13 protein-coding genes are annotated in these 16,655 nt (G+C 71.3%); 3 read left to right on the top strand and 10 right to left on the bottom strand.

Annotated features, from left to right (window positions below):
* The first annotated feature begins 131 nt into the window (after positions 1-131).
* Positions 132-1,094, top strand: coding sequence for an SURF1 family protein (locus AMK22_RS24195; RefSeq protein WP_079186364.1), 963 nt, complete (start codon positions 132-134; stop codon positions 1,092-1,094).
* Positions 1,095-1,292: 198 nt separating this feature from the next.
* On the opposite strand, the gene AMK22_RS24190 is transcribed toward AMK22_RS24195, so the two are convergent.
* The 7 genes from AMK22_RS24190 to AMK22_RS24160 all read right to left on the bottom strand — a co-directional run bounded on the left by AMK22_RS24190 (position 1,293) and on the right by AMK22_RS24160 (position 9,067).
* Positions 1,293-2,951 (bottom strand): hypothetical protein, encoded by a 1,659-nt coding sequence (locus AMK22_RS24190; protein WP_073788255.1) that lies wholly within the window; start codon positions 2,949-2,951, stop codon positions 1,293-1,295.
* Complete coding sequence (locus tag AMK22_RS24185) at positions 2,948-3,526, bottom strand: SigE family RNA polymerase sigma factor (RefSeq protein WP_073788253.1); 579 nt, start codon at positions 3,524-3,526, stop codon at positions 2,948-2,950. The genes AMK22_RS24190 and AMK22_RS24185 overlap by 4 nt, the downstream gene beginning before the upstream one ends.
* 475 nt (positions 3,527-4,001) lie before the next feature.
* Complete coding sequence (locus AMK22_RS24180) at positions 4,002-5,066, bottom strand: aspartate-semialdehyde dehydrogenase (protein ID WP_073788251.1); 1,065 nt, start codon at positions 5,064-5,066, stop codon at positions 4,002-4,004.
* Positions 5,063-6,334 (bottom strand): aspartate kinase, encoded by a 1,272-nt coding sequence (locus AMK22_RS24175; RefSeq protein ID WP_073788249.1) that lies wholly within the window; start codon positions 6,332-6,334, stop codon positions 5,063-5,065. Before AMK22_RS24175 ends, AMK22_RS24180 begins: the two co-directional genes overlap by 4 nt.
* 599 nt (positions 6,335-6,933) lie before the next feature.
* Positions 6,934-7,593 carry a DUF5063 domain-containing protein gene (locus AMK22_RS24170; RefSeq protein WP_073788247.1) on the bottom strand — a complete coding sequence of 220 codons (660 nt, stop codon included), beginning with the start codon at positions 7,591-7,593 and terminating at the stop codon, positions 6,934-6,936.
* 119 nt (positions 7,594-7,712) lie between these two features.
* Positions 7,713-8,312: a recombination mediator RecR gene (gene recR, locus AMK22_RS24165; protein WP_073788246.1), complete on the bottom strand. Its 600-nt coding sequence runs from the start codon at positions 8,310-8,312 to the stop codon at positions 7,713-7,715.
* Positions 8,313-8,731: 419 nt separating this feature from the next.
* Positions 8,732-9,067 (bottom strand): YbaB/EbfC family nucleoid-associated protein, encoded by a 336-nt coding sequence (locus tag AMK22_RS24160; RefSeq protein ID WP_073788244.1) that lies wholly within the window; start codon positions 9,065-9,067, stop codon positions 8,732-8,734.
* A 372-nt stretch (positions 9,068-9,439) separates the two neighbouring features.
* Between AMK22_RS24160 and AMK22_RS24155 the strand changes: the two genes are divergently transcribed.
* Positions 9,440-10,222, top strand: a complete 783-nt coding sequence (locus AMK22_RS24155) for an SLATT domain-containing protein (protein ID WP_073788242.1) — start codon at positions 9,440-9,442, stop codon at positions 10,220-10,222.
* 220 nt (positions 10,223-10,442) lie between these two features.
* On the opposite strand, the gene AMK22_RS24150 is transcribed toward AMK22_RS24155, so the two are convergent.
* The 3 genes from AMK22_RS24150 to AMK22_RS24140 all read right to left on the bottom strand — a co-directional run bounded on the left by AMK22_RS24150 (position 10,443) and on the right by AMK22_RS24140 (position 13,993).
* The gene (locus tag AMK22_RS24150; protein ID WP_073788240.1) at positions 10,443-11,093 is read right to left on the bottom strand and encodes a hypothetical protein; all 651 of its coding nucleotides are present in this window, start codon (positions 11,091-11,093) and stop codon (positions 10,443-10,445) included.
* A gap of 370 nt (positions 11,094-11,463) precedes the next feature.
* Complete coding sequence (locus AMK22_RS24145; protein ID WP_073788238.1) at positions 11,464-12,315, bottom strand: GntR family transcriptional regulator; 852 nt, start codon at positions 12,313-12,315, stop codon at positions 11,464-11,466.
* Positions 12,316-12,616: 301 nt separating this feature from the next.
* Complete coding sequence (locus AMK22_RS24140) at positions 12,617-13,993, bottom strand: aspartate aminotransferase family protein (RefSeq protein WP_073788324.1); 1,377 nt, start codon at positions 13,991-13,993, stop codon at positions 12,617-12,619.
* Between the two features lie 596 nt (positions 13,994-14,589).
* Between AMK22_RS24140 and AMK22_RS24135 the strand changes: the two genes are divergently transcribed.
* Positions 14,590-16,641 carry a serine/threonine-protein kinase gene (locus AMK22_RS24135; RefSeq protein ID WP_073788236.1) on the top strand — a complete coding sequence of 684 codons (2,052 nt, stop codon included), beginning with the start codon at positions 14,590-14,592 and terminating at the stop codon, positions 16,639-16,641.
* The last annotated feature ends 14 nt before the right edge of the window (positions 16,642-16,655 follow it).

The raw sequence follows: 16,655 nt of genomic DNA, 5'->3' as shown, positions 1-16,655 counted from the left end.
CGGACCGTGCCCGACGGGGGACGGACCGTGCGCACGAGGGGGCTGGACGTGGGTGGCGGATCGCGGGGCGGAGGGGGTGTGGGCGGTACCCCGCGCCGGGGGACCGCAGCGAGGGACCGTACCGTGGAGGGGTGTACCGGTTCCTGCTGACCCCGCGATGGTGGGGGATCAACCTGTTCGTCGTGCTGGCCATCCCCTTCTGCGTCTTCATGGGCACCTGGCAGCTCGGCCGCTTCGAAGACCGTGTGCAGACGCACAACGCCGCCGAGAAGCAGCCCGCCCCGGGTACCAGGGCCGCGAAGCCGATCGACGACCTGCTGCCCGTCGACACGGCGACCTCCGGCCGTCCCGCCACCGCCACCGGTCGGTACGCCGACCAGTTCCTGGTGCCCGGACGGGAGTTGGACGGCAAGGACGGCTTCTACGTCCTGAACATGCTGCGCACGGACAACGGCAAGGCGCTGCCGGTCGTGCGCGGCTGGTTGCCGGGCAAGCCCGGCAACACCGCCGTTCCGGCCGCGCCGACCGGCACGGTCACGGTCACCGGCGACCTCCAGGCCTCCGAGAACGCCGGCACCGCGGGAGCCCATGCCACGGGTGGGCTCCCGGACGGCCAGCTCGGCATCATCGGCGCAGCGTCCCTCATCAACCTCGTCCCGTACGACGTCTACGACGCGTGGGTGACGCTCCAGGACACCGGTGGCACGGGCGCCGGCGCTCTGCGTCCCGTACCGGCCACCGTGCCACAGGGCACCGGGCTGGACCTGAAGGCGTTCCAGAACCTCGGCTACACCGGTGAGTGGTTCGTCTTCGCCGGGTTCGTGCTTTTCATGTGGTTCCGGCTGATCCGCCGCGAGGCCGAAGCCGCGCGCGACCTGAAGCTGGGAATCGTCGCAGAAGGGGGTGCGGACGCGGGCGCGGACGGGAACACGGCTGCGAGCACCGACGCGGATGCGGGGACAGATCCAGGTAGGAACGCGGATGCGGATGCGGCCGAGAGATCGAGTTCGGGCGTGGGTGCGGGTGCTGCTGCCACCGAGCCCGCCGACCACGGCGTCCGGCCCGGGTCCGACGCGAAGACCGGCGGCGCCTGAACCATCCGCATGTGTCCGGGGCCCGGGGCCCAGGGCTTGGAGGCAGACGCCCGGAGCGCCGCGGGTCGGGCAACAACACGCGCGCGGGCATCTGTCCGGGAGTCTGCGAGCTGGCGCTGGTCCTCGTCGGTCGACAACACGCGCGTGGACACCTGGTGGACGTGGGGGCACGCGCAGGTTCGGGCGCGTGCCCACGTGTCACGTCGTGGGGGCCAGCACCCCGGTCCGGTAGATCGTGCCGGAACAGGCGTTGGCGATCTTCGTCTCCGCGACCGGTGCTCCCGCCTCCGGGATGTGCGTGACGGCGACGCTGCCGTCCTGCAGCCCGCCGTCCTCTCCGCCGAGCTGCGCGACCGTCGCCACGGCCCCGTCGCCGGAACCCGTACCCGTGCCCGGACCCGCGCCGGCGGCAGTACCTCCGCCGGCGCCGCCCGTGCCCTCCGTCGGCGTCGGGCTCGGCGAACCCCCGACAGTCGGACAGGTGTCCCTCGGCACCCAGGCGAACCTCACCTCGTACATCATGGACGGCTTCAGCGCCACGGCGTCCTGTTCCTGCGAGGGGTCGGGCAGTCCGGCCGCCGCGTCGCCCGCCGCGTGCCGGACGACCGTGATCTTGGCCGGGTCCGCCGCCCCCAGTGCCTGGAAGCCCACGCTTCCGCCGCCGCTCACCGAGCACTCCGTGTCGGAGACATTGGCGATCCGGAACGTGCCGTAAACAGTGCCGTCGGCGCCCGCCGAGCCCGTCTGGGCCGAGGCGACACCGAGTTGTCCCGCGTCACAGGCCGGCGGGGCGGACGCCAGGGAGGCGGCCGGATCGGAGACTCCCCCGGCCAGGTCGCCTTCGGTGCCCTGGCCACCGCTGCCGGACGGGCTGCTCGTGCTCACGGGATGGTCCGGATCCCGGTCGTCCTGGCCGTCGGTTCCGCCGCCGAGATCCTTCCCGCCGCTTCCCGAACCATCCTCCGTACCGTTGCCGCCCTGCGCCTGTTCGCCGTGCCCGGCTATCGCGGGGTTGGCGGTGTTCGAACCGTCGGAGTTCGCGACATGGACGAAGGCGGGGATCGCGGTGCCGATGAGCAGTGCCGCCGCCGCCATTCCCACGACGGCCTGCCGCCGTCTGGCGCGACGGGCGGGCACCGCCCGCTGCAGATGGCCGAGGACGCCCTGGCCGGGCTCGATGTGCTGGACCGCCCCGTGCAGCATGCGGCGCAGCGCGACCTCGTCCAGGAGGTCCGGCGCCTCCATGCCGCCGTCACCGCGCCGGGAGCCGAAGCCCACGACCGTCACGGAACCCGTGCGCGTAGCGTCGCCACCGCCCGCGCCCACGTGCACGCCCGCATCCACGCCACGGCCCGGGTCCGCCTCCGCCCCCGGGCTCACGTCCGCCCGCGCATGAGCCTGCACCTCGGGGGCCACTCTCCCGGAGCCCGGGCCCTCGTGACTCCGCACCTCGGGGGCCATGTTCTCGGAACCCGCGCCCCCGGGGCCCGCGTCCTCGGGTGTCCGTGCCTCGGAGGCCGCGTCGCCGTCCCCGTCCGCAGTCGCCCATGCATCCATGCCGGGGGACGCGTCCGATGCCCCGTCCGGGGCCACGGCGCCTTCCCGCCCGTCGTTCACCATTGCGTTTCCAGTCCGGTCGGTCCCGGGCCCCTGCCCGCTTCCGCTCTCTCGGCCGCCCTCGCGCCCGTTCTCCGGGGCGACCTCGCCACCCTCGCGGCCCACGTCGCCGACACCGCCGTCGCGGCTCATGTCGTCACCGCCCTCGCCGCCGCCATCGTCGACGCCACAGCCCTCACCGCCGCCATAGCCATCGCCGTTGCCGTTGTCATTGCCGTTCGTGCTGCCGCGCCGGCTCATCCCTGTGCCTCCATCACGACGCGCAGCGCCGCGATCCCGCGCGACCCGTAGGCCTTGACCGATCCCAGGGATATGCCCAGCGTCTCGGCCACCTGAGCCTCCGTCATGTCCGCGAAGTAGCGAAGCACCAGCACCTCCCGCTGGCGTCGCTGCAGCCCGCGCATCGCCTTGATCAGGGCGTCCCGCTCCAGTTGGTCGTACGCACCCTCCTCCGCGCTCGCCATGTCAGGCATGGGCTTGGAGAGCAGCTTCAGCCCGAGGATGCGGCGGCGCAGCGCGGAACGCGACAGATTGACGACGGTCTGACGCAGATACGCCAGGGTCTTCTCGGGGTCCCGCACCCGGTTGCGCGCCGAGTGCACGCGGATGAACGCCTCCTGCACCACGTCCTCGCAGGATGCGGTGTCGTCGAGGAGCAGCGCCGCGAGGCCCAGCAGCGAACGGTAGTGGGCGCGGTAGGTCTCGGTGAGATGGTCGACGGTGGTTCCGGCTGCCACGCTCTCCTCAGCGCCCTCGCGCTGCGACGGCAGCTGTGTCGTGGGACGCGCGGCAGGCATGGGCGCGATCACCGGCATGCCGCCGGGCCTGCGGGGCCGCCTGAGCGGTCGCACCGAAGCGCCGCGCAGGGGGCCCACCACTGTGATGTCGAGAACCTCTGCCACGCCAGTTGGACACGTTTCCCCCCGTCAGGGTTGTACGCGCGCGACACCGCGTTCGACGCGGTGCGACATGCCCTCATACGTACCCGCTCTTCCCCAAATGCCCCGAATATGCGCCCCGTCGTGCAAGAAGTCATCGCATAGACGTGCACGTTCCGGCCGACGGTTGCAGCAGGCCGAAAGGTCATCGTCGGATACCCCGACACCCCAGCTCAAGAGATTCAGACTTTCAACTTGCTCACAGGGCATTCACAGATCGTACAAATCAGGTTCGACCAGGCTTGATCAGACACCCTGATCGAACGCCTCGACCGAACGCCTCGACCGAACGCCTCGACCGAACACCCTGATCGGACACCTCGGTCAGGCGCGGACGCGAGGAAGGACATGATCAGGCACGGGGAAATTCGGCAGCCACGGCTTCGGCGATCTGTGCCACGTTCAGCGCGGCCCCCTTGCGGAGGTTGTCGCCGCAGACGAACATCTCCAGCGCGCGGGGGTCGTCCAGGGAGCGGCGTACGCGCCCGACCCACGTCGGGTCGGTGCCGACGACGTCGGACGGCGTCGGGAAGTCCCCCTCCCCCGGGCTGTCGTACAGCACCACGCCCGGCGCCGTCGCCAGGATCTCGTGGGCCCGGTCGACCGCGACCTCGTTCTCGAACCGTGCGTGCACGGACATCGAGTGCGTCGCGACGACCGGTACGTACACGCAGGTCGCCGCCACCCGCAGGTCCGGCAGGTCCAGGATCTTGCGGCACTCCCCGCGGATCGCGAGCTCCTCCGACGACCAACCGTCGCCGGCCTCGGTCCCGGCCCAGGGCACCACGTTGAGCGCCACCGGTGCGGCGAAGGGCCCGCCCTCCGCGTCCCCCACGGCCCGGCGCACGTCACCCGGCTTCGTGCCCAGCTCGGTGCCGGCCACCAGCGACAGCTGTTCGCGCAGCGCGGCCACCCCGTCGCGACCCGCGCCGCTCACCGCCTGGTACGAGGAGACGACCAGTTCCCGTACCCCGAACTCGGCGTGCAGTGCGCCGACCGCGACGATCAGCGAGAGCGTGGTGCAGTTCGGGCTCGCGACGATGCCGCGAGGCCTGATCCGTACGGCGTGCGGGTTGATCTCGGGCACGACCAGCGGAACGTCCGCGTCCAGCCGGAACGCGGCGGAGTCGTCGACGACGACCGCGCCCTTGGCCGCGGCGACGGGCGCCCACTGCGCGGACACGTCGTCGGGCACCAGGAACAGCGCCACGTCGATGCCGTCGAAGACCTCCTCGGTGAGCGGAAGGACCTCGCTCTCCTCGCCGCGCACGACCAGCTTGCGGCCGGCCGAACGCGGCGAGGCGATCAGTCTCACCTCGCCCCACACGTCCGCGTGCTGCGAGAGGATCTGGAGCATGACACCGCCGATCGCCCCGGTCGCTCCGACGACCGCGAGCGAGGGGCGGCGGGCGGTCATCGGCCGGTGCCCCCGTAGACGACGGCCTCGTCGGAGTCGCTGTCGAGGCCGAAGGCGGTGTGCACGGCGCGCACGGCCTCGTTGACGTCATCGACACGGGTGACGACCGAGATGCGGATCTCGGATGTCGAGATGAGCTCGATGTTCACACCGGCGTCCGACAGCGCCTCGAAGAAGCCGGCCGTGACTCCGGGGTTGGTCTTCATACCGGCGCCGACCAGGGAGATCTTCGCGATCTGGTCGTCGTAGCGCAGCGACTCGAAACCGATGGTGCCGCGGTTGCGCTCCAGGGCGTCGATGGCCTTGCGGCCCTCGGCCTTCGGCAGCGTGAACGAGATGTCGGTCAGACCGGTCGACGCGGCGGAGACGTTCTGCACCACCATGTCGATGTTGATCTCCGCGTTCGCGATCGTGCGGAAGATCGCGGCGGCCTCGCCCGGCTTGTCGGGCACGCCGACGACGGTGACCTTGGCCTCGGAGACGTCATGGGCGACTCCGGAGATGATCGCGTGCTCCACCTTCTGGTCCCCTTGCGGCTCGTTGCTGACCCAGGTCCCGCGCAGCCCCGAGAAGGACGAGCGGACGTGGATCGGGATGTTGTAGCGGCGTGCGTACTCCACGCACCGGTGCAGCAGCACCTTGGAACCGGAGGCGGCCAGCTCCAGCATGTCCTCGAAGGAGATCCAGTCGATCTTCCGGGCCTTCTTCACGACCCTCGGGTCGGCGGTGAAGACCCCGTCCACGTCGGTGTAGATCTCGCAGACCTCGGCGTCCAGCGCGGCGGCGAGCGCCACCGCGGTGGTGTCGGATCCGCCCCGGCCGAGGGTGGTGATGTCCTTCTTGTCCTGGGACACGCCCTGGAACCCCGCGACGATCGCGATGTTCCCCTCGTCCAGCGCCGTACGGATGCGGCCCGGCGTCACATCGATGATGCGCGCTTTGTTGTGGACCGAGTCGGTGATGACGCCCGCCTGGCTGCCCGTGAACGACTGGGCCTCGTGGCCCAGGTTTTTGATCGCCATCGCCAGCAGGGCCATGGAGATCCGCTCTCCCGCGGTCAGCAGCATGTCGAACTCGCGCCCCGCGGGTATCGGGGATACCTGCGCGGCGAGATCGATCAACTCGTCCGTCGTGTCGCCCATCGCGGACACCACGACAACCACCTGGTTGCCGCTCTTCTTGGCATCGACGATTCGCTTGGCGACGCGCTTGATGCCCTCGGCATCGGCTACGGAGGAGCCTCCGTACTTCTGCACGACAAGGCCCACGTGCGCTCCTCGCTCAGTCCGTTACTCGGTCGACTCAGTTTAACGAGCGGCCCGAAATCGCCCCGCCGTTACCACATGCTGAGATGTCCTGCTCAGCACGTGATCATCGGTGTGTAGCTCCAAGCCGCTCGTACGGGCTGTTGCCCGCCGATCGGATCCGCACTCCCAGGTGTGGCCCACCCCACATGCGCGGCGGGTCGGACCGCGCCCTGCGAGGCGCCCCCTCCAGCCTGGACCGGAACCTCACCGTCCGCCCGTCGAGGGCTCCCGCCGATGGCTCCCGTCGGCGGGGCGCGTGCCGTGATTGCCACGCATTCCGCAATCCCGCCATTCCCGCACCCCACGCGTGGGCGCGCATTGCCGCACATGGACGTACACCGCCGCACGTCGCCGCGGTCGCGAGCTGCGGCACGAGGCGTCGCACGCCGCGGCGGTCGCCGCGCAGCGTCCGTCCACTCGCCGGACGGCCCGTCTCACCGCACGGCGAGGCACGGCAAGGTAACGCGAGGGGGCGTCTCACCTGCGGCGCGGCAGGACGAGGGGTGCGACAGGGCCTCTCGCCCCACGGCACGGTACGGCAAGGGGGCGCGAGGGACGTACTACTTCACCGGGCGCAGCCCCAGCGGACCCGCGATCTCCTGCGCCATCACCCGGCCCGCCTCCTCGGCGAGCTCCTCGTCGGCGGTCTCCGAGTCCGTGTCCAGGCCGTCCAGCTCCTGGAGGGGCTGGTTGAGGCGGATGTGGGCGATCAGGGACTGGAGGGCGCGCAGGGCGGCGGACGCGGTGGAACCCCAGTTGGAGAAGTACGAGAACTGCCACCACCACAGGGCCTCGGTGACGCGGTTCTCCTCGTAGTGGGCCAGGCCGTGGCGCAGATCGGTGACGAGGTCGGCCAGGTCGTCCGAGATGCGGGCCGGGACCGGCGCCTTTCGGGGCTCGTACGGGTCGAAGACCTCGGAGTAGACGTCGATCGGCTCCAGCAGGACGGCGAACCGCTCGCGCAGCCCGTCGGCGTCCGGCTCCGCGCCCAGGTCCGGCTCGTAGCGCTCCTCGGGGACGATGTCCTCGTACGCACCGAGCCGTCCGCCCGCCAGCAGCAGCTGGGAGATCTGGAGCAGCAGGACGGGAACGGCCTCCTCGGGCTCCTCGACCTTCGACACCTCGGTGACCGCGACGATGAACGTCTTGATCTGGTCGGCGATCTGGACGGCGAAATCGCCCGGGTCCTGCGTGACGGAGTTCAGCGTGGCGTCAGACATCGAGGGGACCTCCCGTGGGCACGGTCGCGAGCGGTGAGTAGAACATAGCGTCGCTGAACATAGAAACACCGCGCGTCGCGACGACGGTCACCATCGGTACATCGGGTGACATGAAAGCGTCACACATCGAGCAGACGCCTCCCCTCGAAGGCGCGGCCCAGGGTGACCTCGTCCGCGTACTCCAGATCGCCGCCCACCGGCAGACCGCTGGCCAGTCTCGTGACCCGCAGCCCCATCGGCTTGACCATCCGGGCCAGGTACGTCGCGGTGGCCTCGCCCTCCAGGTTGGGGTCGGTCGCCAGGATCAGCTCCGTGACCGTGCCGTCGGCGAGCCGGGCGAGCAGTTCACGGATGCGCAGATCGTCGGGGCCGACGCCCTCGATCGGGCTGATCGCGCCGCCGAGCACGTGGTACCTGCCCCGGAACTCGCGGGTCCGCTCGATCGCGACGACGTCCTTCGGCTCCTCGACCACGCAGATGACCGCCTGGTCGCGGCGGGCGTCCCGGCAGATGTTGCACTGCTCCTGCTGGGCGACATTGCCGCAGACCGAACAGAACCGGACCTTGTCCTTGACCTCCAGGAGGGCATGGGCGAGACGGCGCACATCGGTCGGTTCGGCCTGCAGGATGTGAAAAGCGATCCGCTGCGCGCTCTTGGGACCGACGCCGGGCAGCCTGCCCAGTTCGTCGATGAGGTCCTGAACCACGCCTTCGTACAACGGAAACGCCTTCCTCTTCCACTCCCTGTTCCCGTCCCCGGACGGGCCGCGGACGGGTGGGCCGCGGGCGACGGGCCGTGGGCCGCACGCCGCGAACGGCGCGCGACCGGCGGTCCATCGCATGCGATGGGCTATGAATACAACCTACGAGTTCGGGCCGCCGGTCAGAAGGCCCACAAGCGGCCGAACGACGACCGTGAGGCGTCCTGGTCACATCCGAACGACGACCGGGAGGCTTCCTGGTCACCTTCGGACGACGACCGGGAAGCACCCTGGTCACATCCGGACGACGGCCAGGAAGCGTCCGGGCCGTGCCCGTGCGACAGCATGGAAGCCATCCAGGCCGTGCCCGGACTGCCCGGACGACGGCCCCGGGACTGGCCCCACCGGCGCCCGAGCGGCGCTCCGGAGGCGGTCGGTCAGAAGGGGAGGCCGGGCATACCGCCCAGCCCCTGGGCGAGCGGGCCCAGCTTCTGCTGCTGGAGCTGCTGGGCGTTCTCGTTCGCCGCCTGGACCGCGGCGACGACGAGGTCCGCGAGTGTCTCGGTGTCCTCCGGATCGACGGCCTTCGGGTCGATCACCAGGGCACGGAGCTCACCGGAGCCGGTCACGGTCGCCTTCACCAGACCGCCACCCGCCTGGCCCTCGACCTCGGTCCTGGCCAGCTCCTCCTGAGCCGCGGCGAGGTCCTGCTGCATCTTCTGCGCTTGCTGCAGCAACTGCTGCATATTGGGCTGACCCGCACCGGGAATCACGGTCACTCCTGGCAATTCGACGACAACACGTTTCGGTATGTCGAGCCTACGTGGTCACCGCACAGTGCGCCCCACCCACTGGCGAGCAACTCTTTCGAGTGAGTTTGGGTCAGCGCCGACATGACGCCCATACCTGATCACAGGCCCCCCGCTCCCGGGCATAACGCCATTTCGACCCCGCGGCCCACCATTCGGCGGTAGGAAGGGCATGCGCGTCAGGGCACACAGGCGCACCGCCCGTCACGCAAAGTTACGCAAGCGGGACAGTCGGCCGCACCGGAGAGCAGTGATCAGCCCACCGCCGAAACCACCGCCGCACATCAGGCGTCATTAAGCAGAACGCAGAGGAGTACCCCGGTGAGTCAGCCGGAGATGCAGCCCGAAGGACCCCGCAACGAGCCCGGTTCGGCCGGCTCGGCCGGCTCCTCCGGTTCGGGCTCCGGCGCATGGGGCCGGGTCGCACGGGGCCGGGGCGGGGACCTGACCGGTACACCGTTCCCGCTCGGCGACTGGGGTGAACCCGCCGAGCGCCTCGACGAGCTGTACCGCTGGGTCGAGGCCGAGGCGCTGCGCACCGCCGACTGGTATCTGAACGACCGGATCCGGAAGCGGCGCGCGGCCAGGACGCTGCGGATCGGTGCGGCCGCAGGGGCGGTCGCGGGGGCCGCCCTGCCCCTGCTCGACCTCACCGGGACGCTCGCCGGGGCGGCCGGGTGGGGCTATCTGTCGCTGTTGCTGGGGGCCGCGTGCATGGCGTGCGACCGATACTTCGGCCTCACATCGGGCTGGATAAGGAATCTCGCCACCGCCCAGGCCGTGCAGCGTCGCCTCCAAGTGCTCCAGTTCGACTGGGCCTCGGAGTCCGTACGGGAGGTGCTGGGCCCGACCGAGGGGACGGCCAGCGAGGCGGCCGAGCGCTGTCTCGGGGTGCTGCGGCGGTTCTCGGAGGACGTCACGGAACTCGTCCGGACCGAGACCGCGGACTGGATGGTGGAGTTCCGGGCCGGGCCGGCGCCGATGGGGCTCCAGGCACTGTCGTCCGGCGGCGGGGGCGGCGGGCGCACGGACCACGGCACGCAGCCGGGACGGTTCCCGATGCAGACGATCGCCCGGCCGAACATGCCGCGGCAGCGGCCCCCGGAGTCCCCGCGGTGACACCACCGCGGGGCGCCGGAGGAGCCCGGCCGGGCAGGACGGTTCGGGCGTCGGACCCGGCCCTTGCCCCACCCCCGGCACTGACCGGCCCCGGCGGTGCCGTCCTCGGCCGTGCCGGCCGGATGCCGGTTCGGATGCTGGGGCGGGGTGCCGGAGCGGGTGCCGGTCCGGGAGCGGCCCGGACGCCGGTCCGGATACCACACCCGGGGCGGTGAACGGGTCAGCTGAGGACGATCATCGAGCCCTGGGCGAGGCTGCGGGTGGCGGCCGCGTGCAGGCCCAGCCAGACGTGCCGCTCACGGGCGAACGGACTGCCGTCGTAAGGGATCGGGCCCGCCGGTTCCTCCAGCTCCGTCGGCGCCACGGGCGGCAGTGGGGCGGCCGGCGGGTTCGCCGGGTCGATGCCGAGAGACGGGGCGACGAACTCCAGCTCTCTCAGCAGCCCGTGGCTGGAGCCGAGGGGGCCGCCGCCCGCGAGCAGGTCGTCGTCGGAGAGCGGGGCGGCGAAGTCCAGCGGAACGTACGCCCCCGCGTGATCGTAGTGCCAGACCAGATGGGACTGCCGGGCCGTCGCCTCGAACATCTCCAGCAACTGCTCGTAGTCCCCGCCCAATTCGTCGACGGGCGTGACGGCGAGGCCGCTGAGCTGGAGCAGATAGGCGCGGCGCAGGAAGTGCAGGGCGTCGTAGTCGAAGCCCGCGACCGGGGCCACGTCACCGGTCAGGCCGGGCATGTACGCGTACACCGGAACGGGCGGCAGTCCGGCCTCGCCCAGCACCTTGTCGTAGGCGGCGATCTCTTCGGCGAACGGGTTGTCGGGGCTGTGGCACAGCACATCGACGAGGGGGACCAGCCACAGGTCACAGGCCACGAAGTCTCGCTCTCCCGCAGGTGCGCATCGAAATATTCACAACAGTCGCAACAGCGTAATGCGGGCGGCACGTCGCGCACAGTGCCAGGTGGCCCGCAGAAGGAGCCGGGCGAGCGCCCGGACGTCCACCGGGGCGCCCGCCGGGAGCGGTGGCGGGATCCGGTCGCGCGGTCCTCACGGGTCGGCAGAACTGATGGCGCACGGCAGGTCTGATGCGCCGACAGGTCGGTCGGCAACCGGCAGGCCCGATGGCGCCCACGGCAGTCCGATGACGCGGGGCAGGTCCGACGACGCGCGACAGACCTGATGCGGCAACAGACCGGTCGCCGCGCAGTGGTACTTGACGGTGCGGCAGTTACCGTACGGGCCGTCAGGCCCCCGGAAAGCCCGGTTCCGGATCTCCGGAGCAGGCGGGGCCGGGATCTCCGGCGTCGCCGGCGTCGCCGGAGCCCGGAACGGCGGGGAGGGGAGCGACAGGGGCGGCAGGGTCGGCAGCGGCGGGGACGGGCACGCCGGGACGCGCGAGCTTTCCGGCCGCGAGCCGGTCCGCCCAGCTCAGCGCGTGCGCGTTGTAGTCGTCCATCACCGCGCACACCGCGTCACGGTCACAGAGCATGATCGCCGCGACGAGTTCCGGGTGGCCGTGCCAGAGCCAGTCCCGGGCGCTCGCGTCGTGGCGCAGGTACGGCACGGCGAACACCCACGCCTGGACGCGCAGACGGTGCAGGAAGTCGTTGATGTACGCGTTGTCGACGAGCGCGCCCAACTCCCGCCAGAAGCGAAGGTCGTAGCCGATGAGGATGTCGAGGTCGCCGCCCTGCGCCGCCCGCGAGGCCTCCTGCGCCCTGCGGCGCACGGAGACCAGACCGTCCTGGTACACCACCGCCCGCGCGACCGTCCGCCCCGGGCCGTACCCCTGGAAGACGTCGCGAATGAGCCCGTCGATGACCAGAGTGCGGGCCTCGACCATCGACCGGTAGTCGGCGACGGTGAACTCGCGTACCCGGAAACCGCGGTGTTGATCGGATTCGAGCAGCCCCTGCGCCGAGAGGTCGAAAAGCGCCTCACGCACCGGCGTCGCCGAAACACCGTACTGTTCCGCAATCTGCTTGACAGTGAATTCCCGTCCCGGCTCCAGTCGTCCGGCAAGCACTTCGTCGCGCAGCGCGTCCGCGATCTGCTGCCGCAGCGTGCTGCGGGTCACAGCTCCGCTCGCGCGCATGGCGCCCCTCCCCTGCTCTCCGCCTCCGGCAACCTTAAGGCAGGGGTCGACCTGCCCGGATCCGGGCAGAAGGGGAGACGCCGGAAGGGCGAGCGGGCGAACTCTCCCGGCCACCGGCCCTGTACGGGGTCGGTGGCCGGGAAAGGCGGCCGCGCCGGTGCACGCGCCCAGGGCCTCGGTGCGTTCACCATGCGGCACACTCGCGCACTCGCCGTACGACGGCGGGCTCGTTACACGGTGCGCTTGTTGCACGGCATCCTTGTCACACCGCGTATCCGCCTGCTGCGTGCCTGCGGCGCACCTACTGCGCGGTGTACTCGTCCGCGACCGACAGCGCCGCGTCGAGGGCGGCGAGGCCCGCCTTGGCCTCCTCGTCCGTGATGTTGCAGGCGGGAACGGCGTGGGTGCGGTTCATGTTGATGAAGGGCCAGATGCCGTTCTTCTTCGCCGCCGCGCCGAAGGCCGCCATCGGCGCGTTGGCCTCGGGGCTCGGGTTGTACGGAACCAGCGGCTCGCGGGTCTCCTTGTCACGGACCAGCTCCAGCGCCCAGAACGCGCCGAGACCGCGGACCTCGCCCACCGACGGGTGGCGCTCGGCGAGATCGCGCAGGCCGGGGCCGAGTACCGTCTCGCCGATGCGGGCGGCGTTCTCGATGACCTTCTCGTCCTCCATCACGTGGATAGTGGCGACGGCCGCCGCGCACGCCAGCGGGTGCCCGGAGTAGGTCAGTCCGCCCGGGTAGGGGCGGGTCTCGAAGGTGGCAGCGATCTCGGCGGAGATCGCGACCCCGCCGAGCGGTACGTAACCGGAGTTGACGCCCTTGGCGAAGGTCATCAGGTCCGGCACGACGTCGAAGTGGTCGGCGGCGAACCACTTGCCGGTACGCCCGAAGCCGGCCATCACCTCGTCGAGGACGAAGACGATGCCGTAGCGGTCACAGATCTCGCGGACGCCCGCCAGGTAGCCGGGCGGCGGCGTCATGATGCCCGCGGTCCCGGGAACCGTCTCCAGGATGATCGCCGCGACCGTTCCGGGGCCCTCGAAGGCGAGGGTGTCCTCCAGGTGCTGGAGCGCGCGGGCGCACTCCTGCTCCTCCGTCTCGGAGTGGAACGGCGAGCGGTAGAGGAACGGGGTCCAGAAGTGGACGACGCCCGCCGAGGCGCTGTCGGACGGCCAGCGGCGCGGGTCGCCGGTCAGGTTGATCGCGGTGGAGGTGGCACCGTGGTACGAGCGGTACGCGGAGAGCACCTTCGTGCGCCCGGTGTGCAGCCGCGCCATCCGGATGGCGTTCTCCACGGCCTCCGCGCCGCCGTTGGTGAAGAAGATCTTGTCCAGGTCGCCGGGGGTGCGCTCGGCGATGAGGCGTGCGGCCTCGGAGCGCGCCTCGATCGCGAACGCGGGGGCGAAGGTGGCGAGCTTGCCCGCCTGCTCCTGGATCGCGGCGACGACGGTGGGGTGCTGGTAGCCGATGTTGGTGTAGACGAGCCCGCTGGTGAAGTCCAGGTAGCGGTTGCCGTCGTAGTCCCAGAAGTACGCCCCCTCGGCGCCGGCGACGGCGAGCGGGTCGATGAGGCCCTGGGCGGACCAGGAGTGGAAGACGTGCGCACGGTCTGCGGCCTTCACGGCCGCGCCGGCGGCGGGGTCGACATGCGGGGCATGCGAGGCATGAGGGGTCATGCGGCGAGCGTAGATGCGCCGGCGGCCGGCCGACATGACCACCTTGTATGGCGTGCGGCGCTTTGGTGGGCAGGGTGTCGCGTCGCGGCTCCACGCACGCGGTGTGACGTCGCGGCTCCACGCACGCGATGTCACACCGCGGCTCGGCACACTCCGGCATCGGCGACGGCAACAGCGGCGGCAACGTGCTGCCGGTCACCGGTGGCGGTGCGAGCGGCCGTGCCGCGCCGTTCCGTCTCCCCCATGCCACTCCCCGCGCGCGCCGTGCCGCGCGGCCCCGTCCCCATGTACGCCGCGCCATTCCGCGCCGCCGTGCCCCCTCGCGCCACTTCCCCTGTCGCATGCGGCACCTCGTGACCACCGTGCCACTCCTCGTGTCCGGCCGCGGTCCTCGATCGGGGACCGGAACGGGGACCGGAGCTCGGAGCCGGGCGAGGGGCACGGAGCGAGGACGAGGACGAGGACGAGGAAGTAAAGCCGGGACAGGGGTGAGGAGTTGTCTGCGGAGGAGCCCGTATCCGGCTCCTTCGGAGCGGCATGGCGCGCGGCTATCCTCAACGCGTTCCGGCGTATTCGCCGCAGGGGGAGGACACACCATGGACAAGCTCGGGCCCACCGACCCGCAACGCATCGGCGGCTACCGACTACTGGGCCGGCTCGGCGCCGGGGGGATGGGCCAGGTCTATCTGGCCCGTTCCGACCGCGGCCGAACCGTCGCGATCAAGCTGGTACGCGGCGAGCTCGCCGCACAGCAGGAATTCCGCGACCGGTTCCGTCAGGAGGTGCGAGCAGCGCGCCAGGTCGGCTCGGCCTGGACGGCCCCGGTTCTGGACGCCGACACCGAGGCCGCCGTTCCCTGGGTGGCGACCGGCTACGTCGCCGGGCCTTCCCTCCAGGCCACGGTCTCCGGCCGCCCTGGAACCCCGCCCGCCCCCGGTGTCGCCTCGCGATCGACACCGGGGGCGGGCGTATACGGCCCGCTGCCCGAGCACTCGGTCCACATTCTGGGGGCCGGGCTCGCCCACGCGCTCCGGGCCATCCATTCCGCCGGGCTCGTCCACCGTGATCTGAAGCCCTCCAACATCCTGCTGACGATCGACGGTCCGCGCGTCATCGACTTCGGCATCGCCCGCGCGCTCGACACCGTCACCGACGGCGGCCTCACCCGCACCGGGGCCCTGGTCGGTTCGCCCGGCTTCATGTCGCCGGAGCAGGTGCGCGGCGAACGGGTGACTCCGGCGTGCGACGTGTTCTGCCTCGGCTCGGTACTGGCGTACGCGTCGACCGGCCGGCTTCCGTTCGGAACGTCCGACAGCGGTGCGCACGCACAGATGTACCGGATCGCCCAGGAGGAACCGGATCTGACCGGCGTCCCGGTGGACCTCGTCGAGCTGGTCCGGGACTGCCTGCGCAAGGACCCGGCCGCCCGCCCTTCGACGGACGCGCTCCTGGAGCGCCTGGCGGACGACAACGCGACGGAGCCGTGGCTCCCGGGCGCGCTCCTCGCCCAGCTCGGGCGCCACGCCGTGGAGCTGCTGGATTCCGAGGACCCGGAGGAGAGGCCCGAGCAGCGACCACCCACCGACCCGTCGGCCACGGCGCCCACCACACCCGGCGCGCCCACCGCCCCTCTGACCACTTCCGCGCCCGGCACTCCTCCAGCCACTTCCGCGCCCGGCGCCCCTCCAGCCACTTCCGTGTCCGCCACGTCCCCCGCCTCTCCCGCCTCCTCCGTTCCTTCCGCCCCCGCCGGATCCGTCGCATCAGGCTCGCCGGTCGACGGACCCGGCCCGATGCCGCCCGGCACCATGCACTCGATGCCCGCCGTGGTCGGCACCCCTGCGCCCGTACCGCCCCCCGCGCCGGACTCCCACGCGTACGGCTACCCACCGCAGCAGCACGCGCAGCCGCACCCCGGACAGATGGGGTTCGGTACGCAGCAGAGCGGTACCGGGTACGGATATCCACAGCAGCACCCGCACCAGCAACCCGGATTCGGCTCGACTCCTCCGTACGGCCCGCTCTGCACCCCCGCCCCGCAGCCCGCCCCAAAACCCGAGCGGCGGGGCAAGGGAGCGACGATCGCGCTCGTCGCGGTGGCCGTGCTCGTCGCGATCGGCGCCGGCGGGTCCGTCTACGCGCTGATGAACGACAAGGGGAAGAAGCCCGTTCCGTCCCCGACCCTGTCACCGCCACCCGCCGGGACGTCCTCGGGTGCGAACGGCGGCGACGGCCGGACATCCTCCGATCCGGACGATTCGTCCTCCGACGGCCGGCGGAGCGGCAACGGCCCCATACCCTCCGGTTTCCTGGGCAGTTGGTCGGGTTCCATCGACAACCCCTCGGGCCGTTCGACCCGGGAACTCGTCATCCGACAGGGCGCGGTCGGGCAGACCGTGCTCACCCTCACCGCGGACGGACCGCTCGACGGCGGCGGCTCGTACCACTGCGTCTTCGAGGCCGCCTTGACCACCGAGCCGTCCCCGTCCGGTCCGATGGAGATCGACGCGTCCACGGTGGTCGCCGGTGAGCCGATGTCGTCCTGCGCGGCGGGCAAGCCGACCGTACTCACGCTGCTCCCGAACGGTTCGCTGCACCGCGAGAACACGGACGGCAGTGGTCAGTTGACATACACACGGGCCGACTGATGCGTATGGAACGG

It is taken from the genome of Streptomyces sp. CB01580, from assembly GCF_001905795.1.
Lineage (GTDB): Bacteria > Actinomycetota > Actinomycetes > Streptomycetales > Streptomycetaceae > Streptomyces.
Note: the sequence above shows the minus strand (reverse complement) of the source record. Positions and strands in the feature narration are given on the sequence as shown.

What these genes read in the sequence shown, in the direction of transcription:
- AMK22_RS24180 (WP_073788251.1), bottom strand. Translation starts at nt 5,066, where the DNA reads ATGACCGCCCGCCGCCCCTCGCTCGCGGTCGTCGGAGCGACCGGGGCG.
- AMK22_RS24190 (WP_073788255.1), bottom strand. Translation starts at nt 2,951, where the DNA reads ATGAGCCGGCGCGGCAGCACGAACGGCAATGACAACGGCAACGGCGAT.
- AMK22_RS24145 (WP_073788238.1), bottom strand. Translation starts at nt 12,315, where the DNA reads ATGCGCGCGAGCGGAGCTGTGACCCGCAGCACGCTGCGGCAGCAGATC.
- AMK22_RS24135 (WP_073788236.1), top strand. Translation starts at nt 14,590, where the DNA reads ATGGACAAGCTCGGGCCCACCGACCCGCAACGCATCGGCGGCTACCGA.
- AMK22_RS24170 (WP_073788247.1), bottom strand. Translation starts at nt 7,593, where the DNA reads ATGTCTGACGCCACGCTGAACTCCGTCACGCAGGACCCGGGCGATTTC.
- AMK22_RS24140 (WP_073788324.1), bottom strand. Translation starts at nt 13,993, where the DNA reads ATGACCCCTCATGCCTCGCATGCCCCGCATGTCGACCCCGCCGCCGGC.
- AMK22_RS24185 (WP_073788253.1), bottom strand. Translation starts at nt 3,526, where the DNA reads ATGCCGGTGATCGCGCCCATGCCTGCCGCGCGTCCCACGACACAGCTG.
- AMK22_RS24155 (WP_073788242.1), top strand. Translation starts at nt 9,440, where the DNA reads ATGCAGCCCGAAGGACCCCGCAACGAGCCCGGTTCGGCCGGCTCGGCC.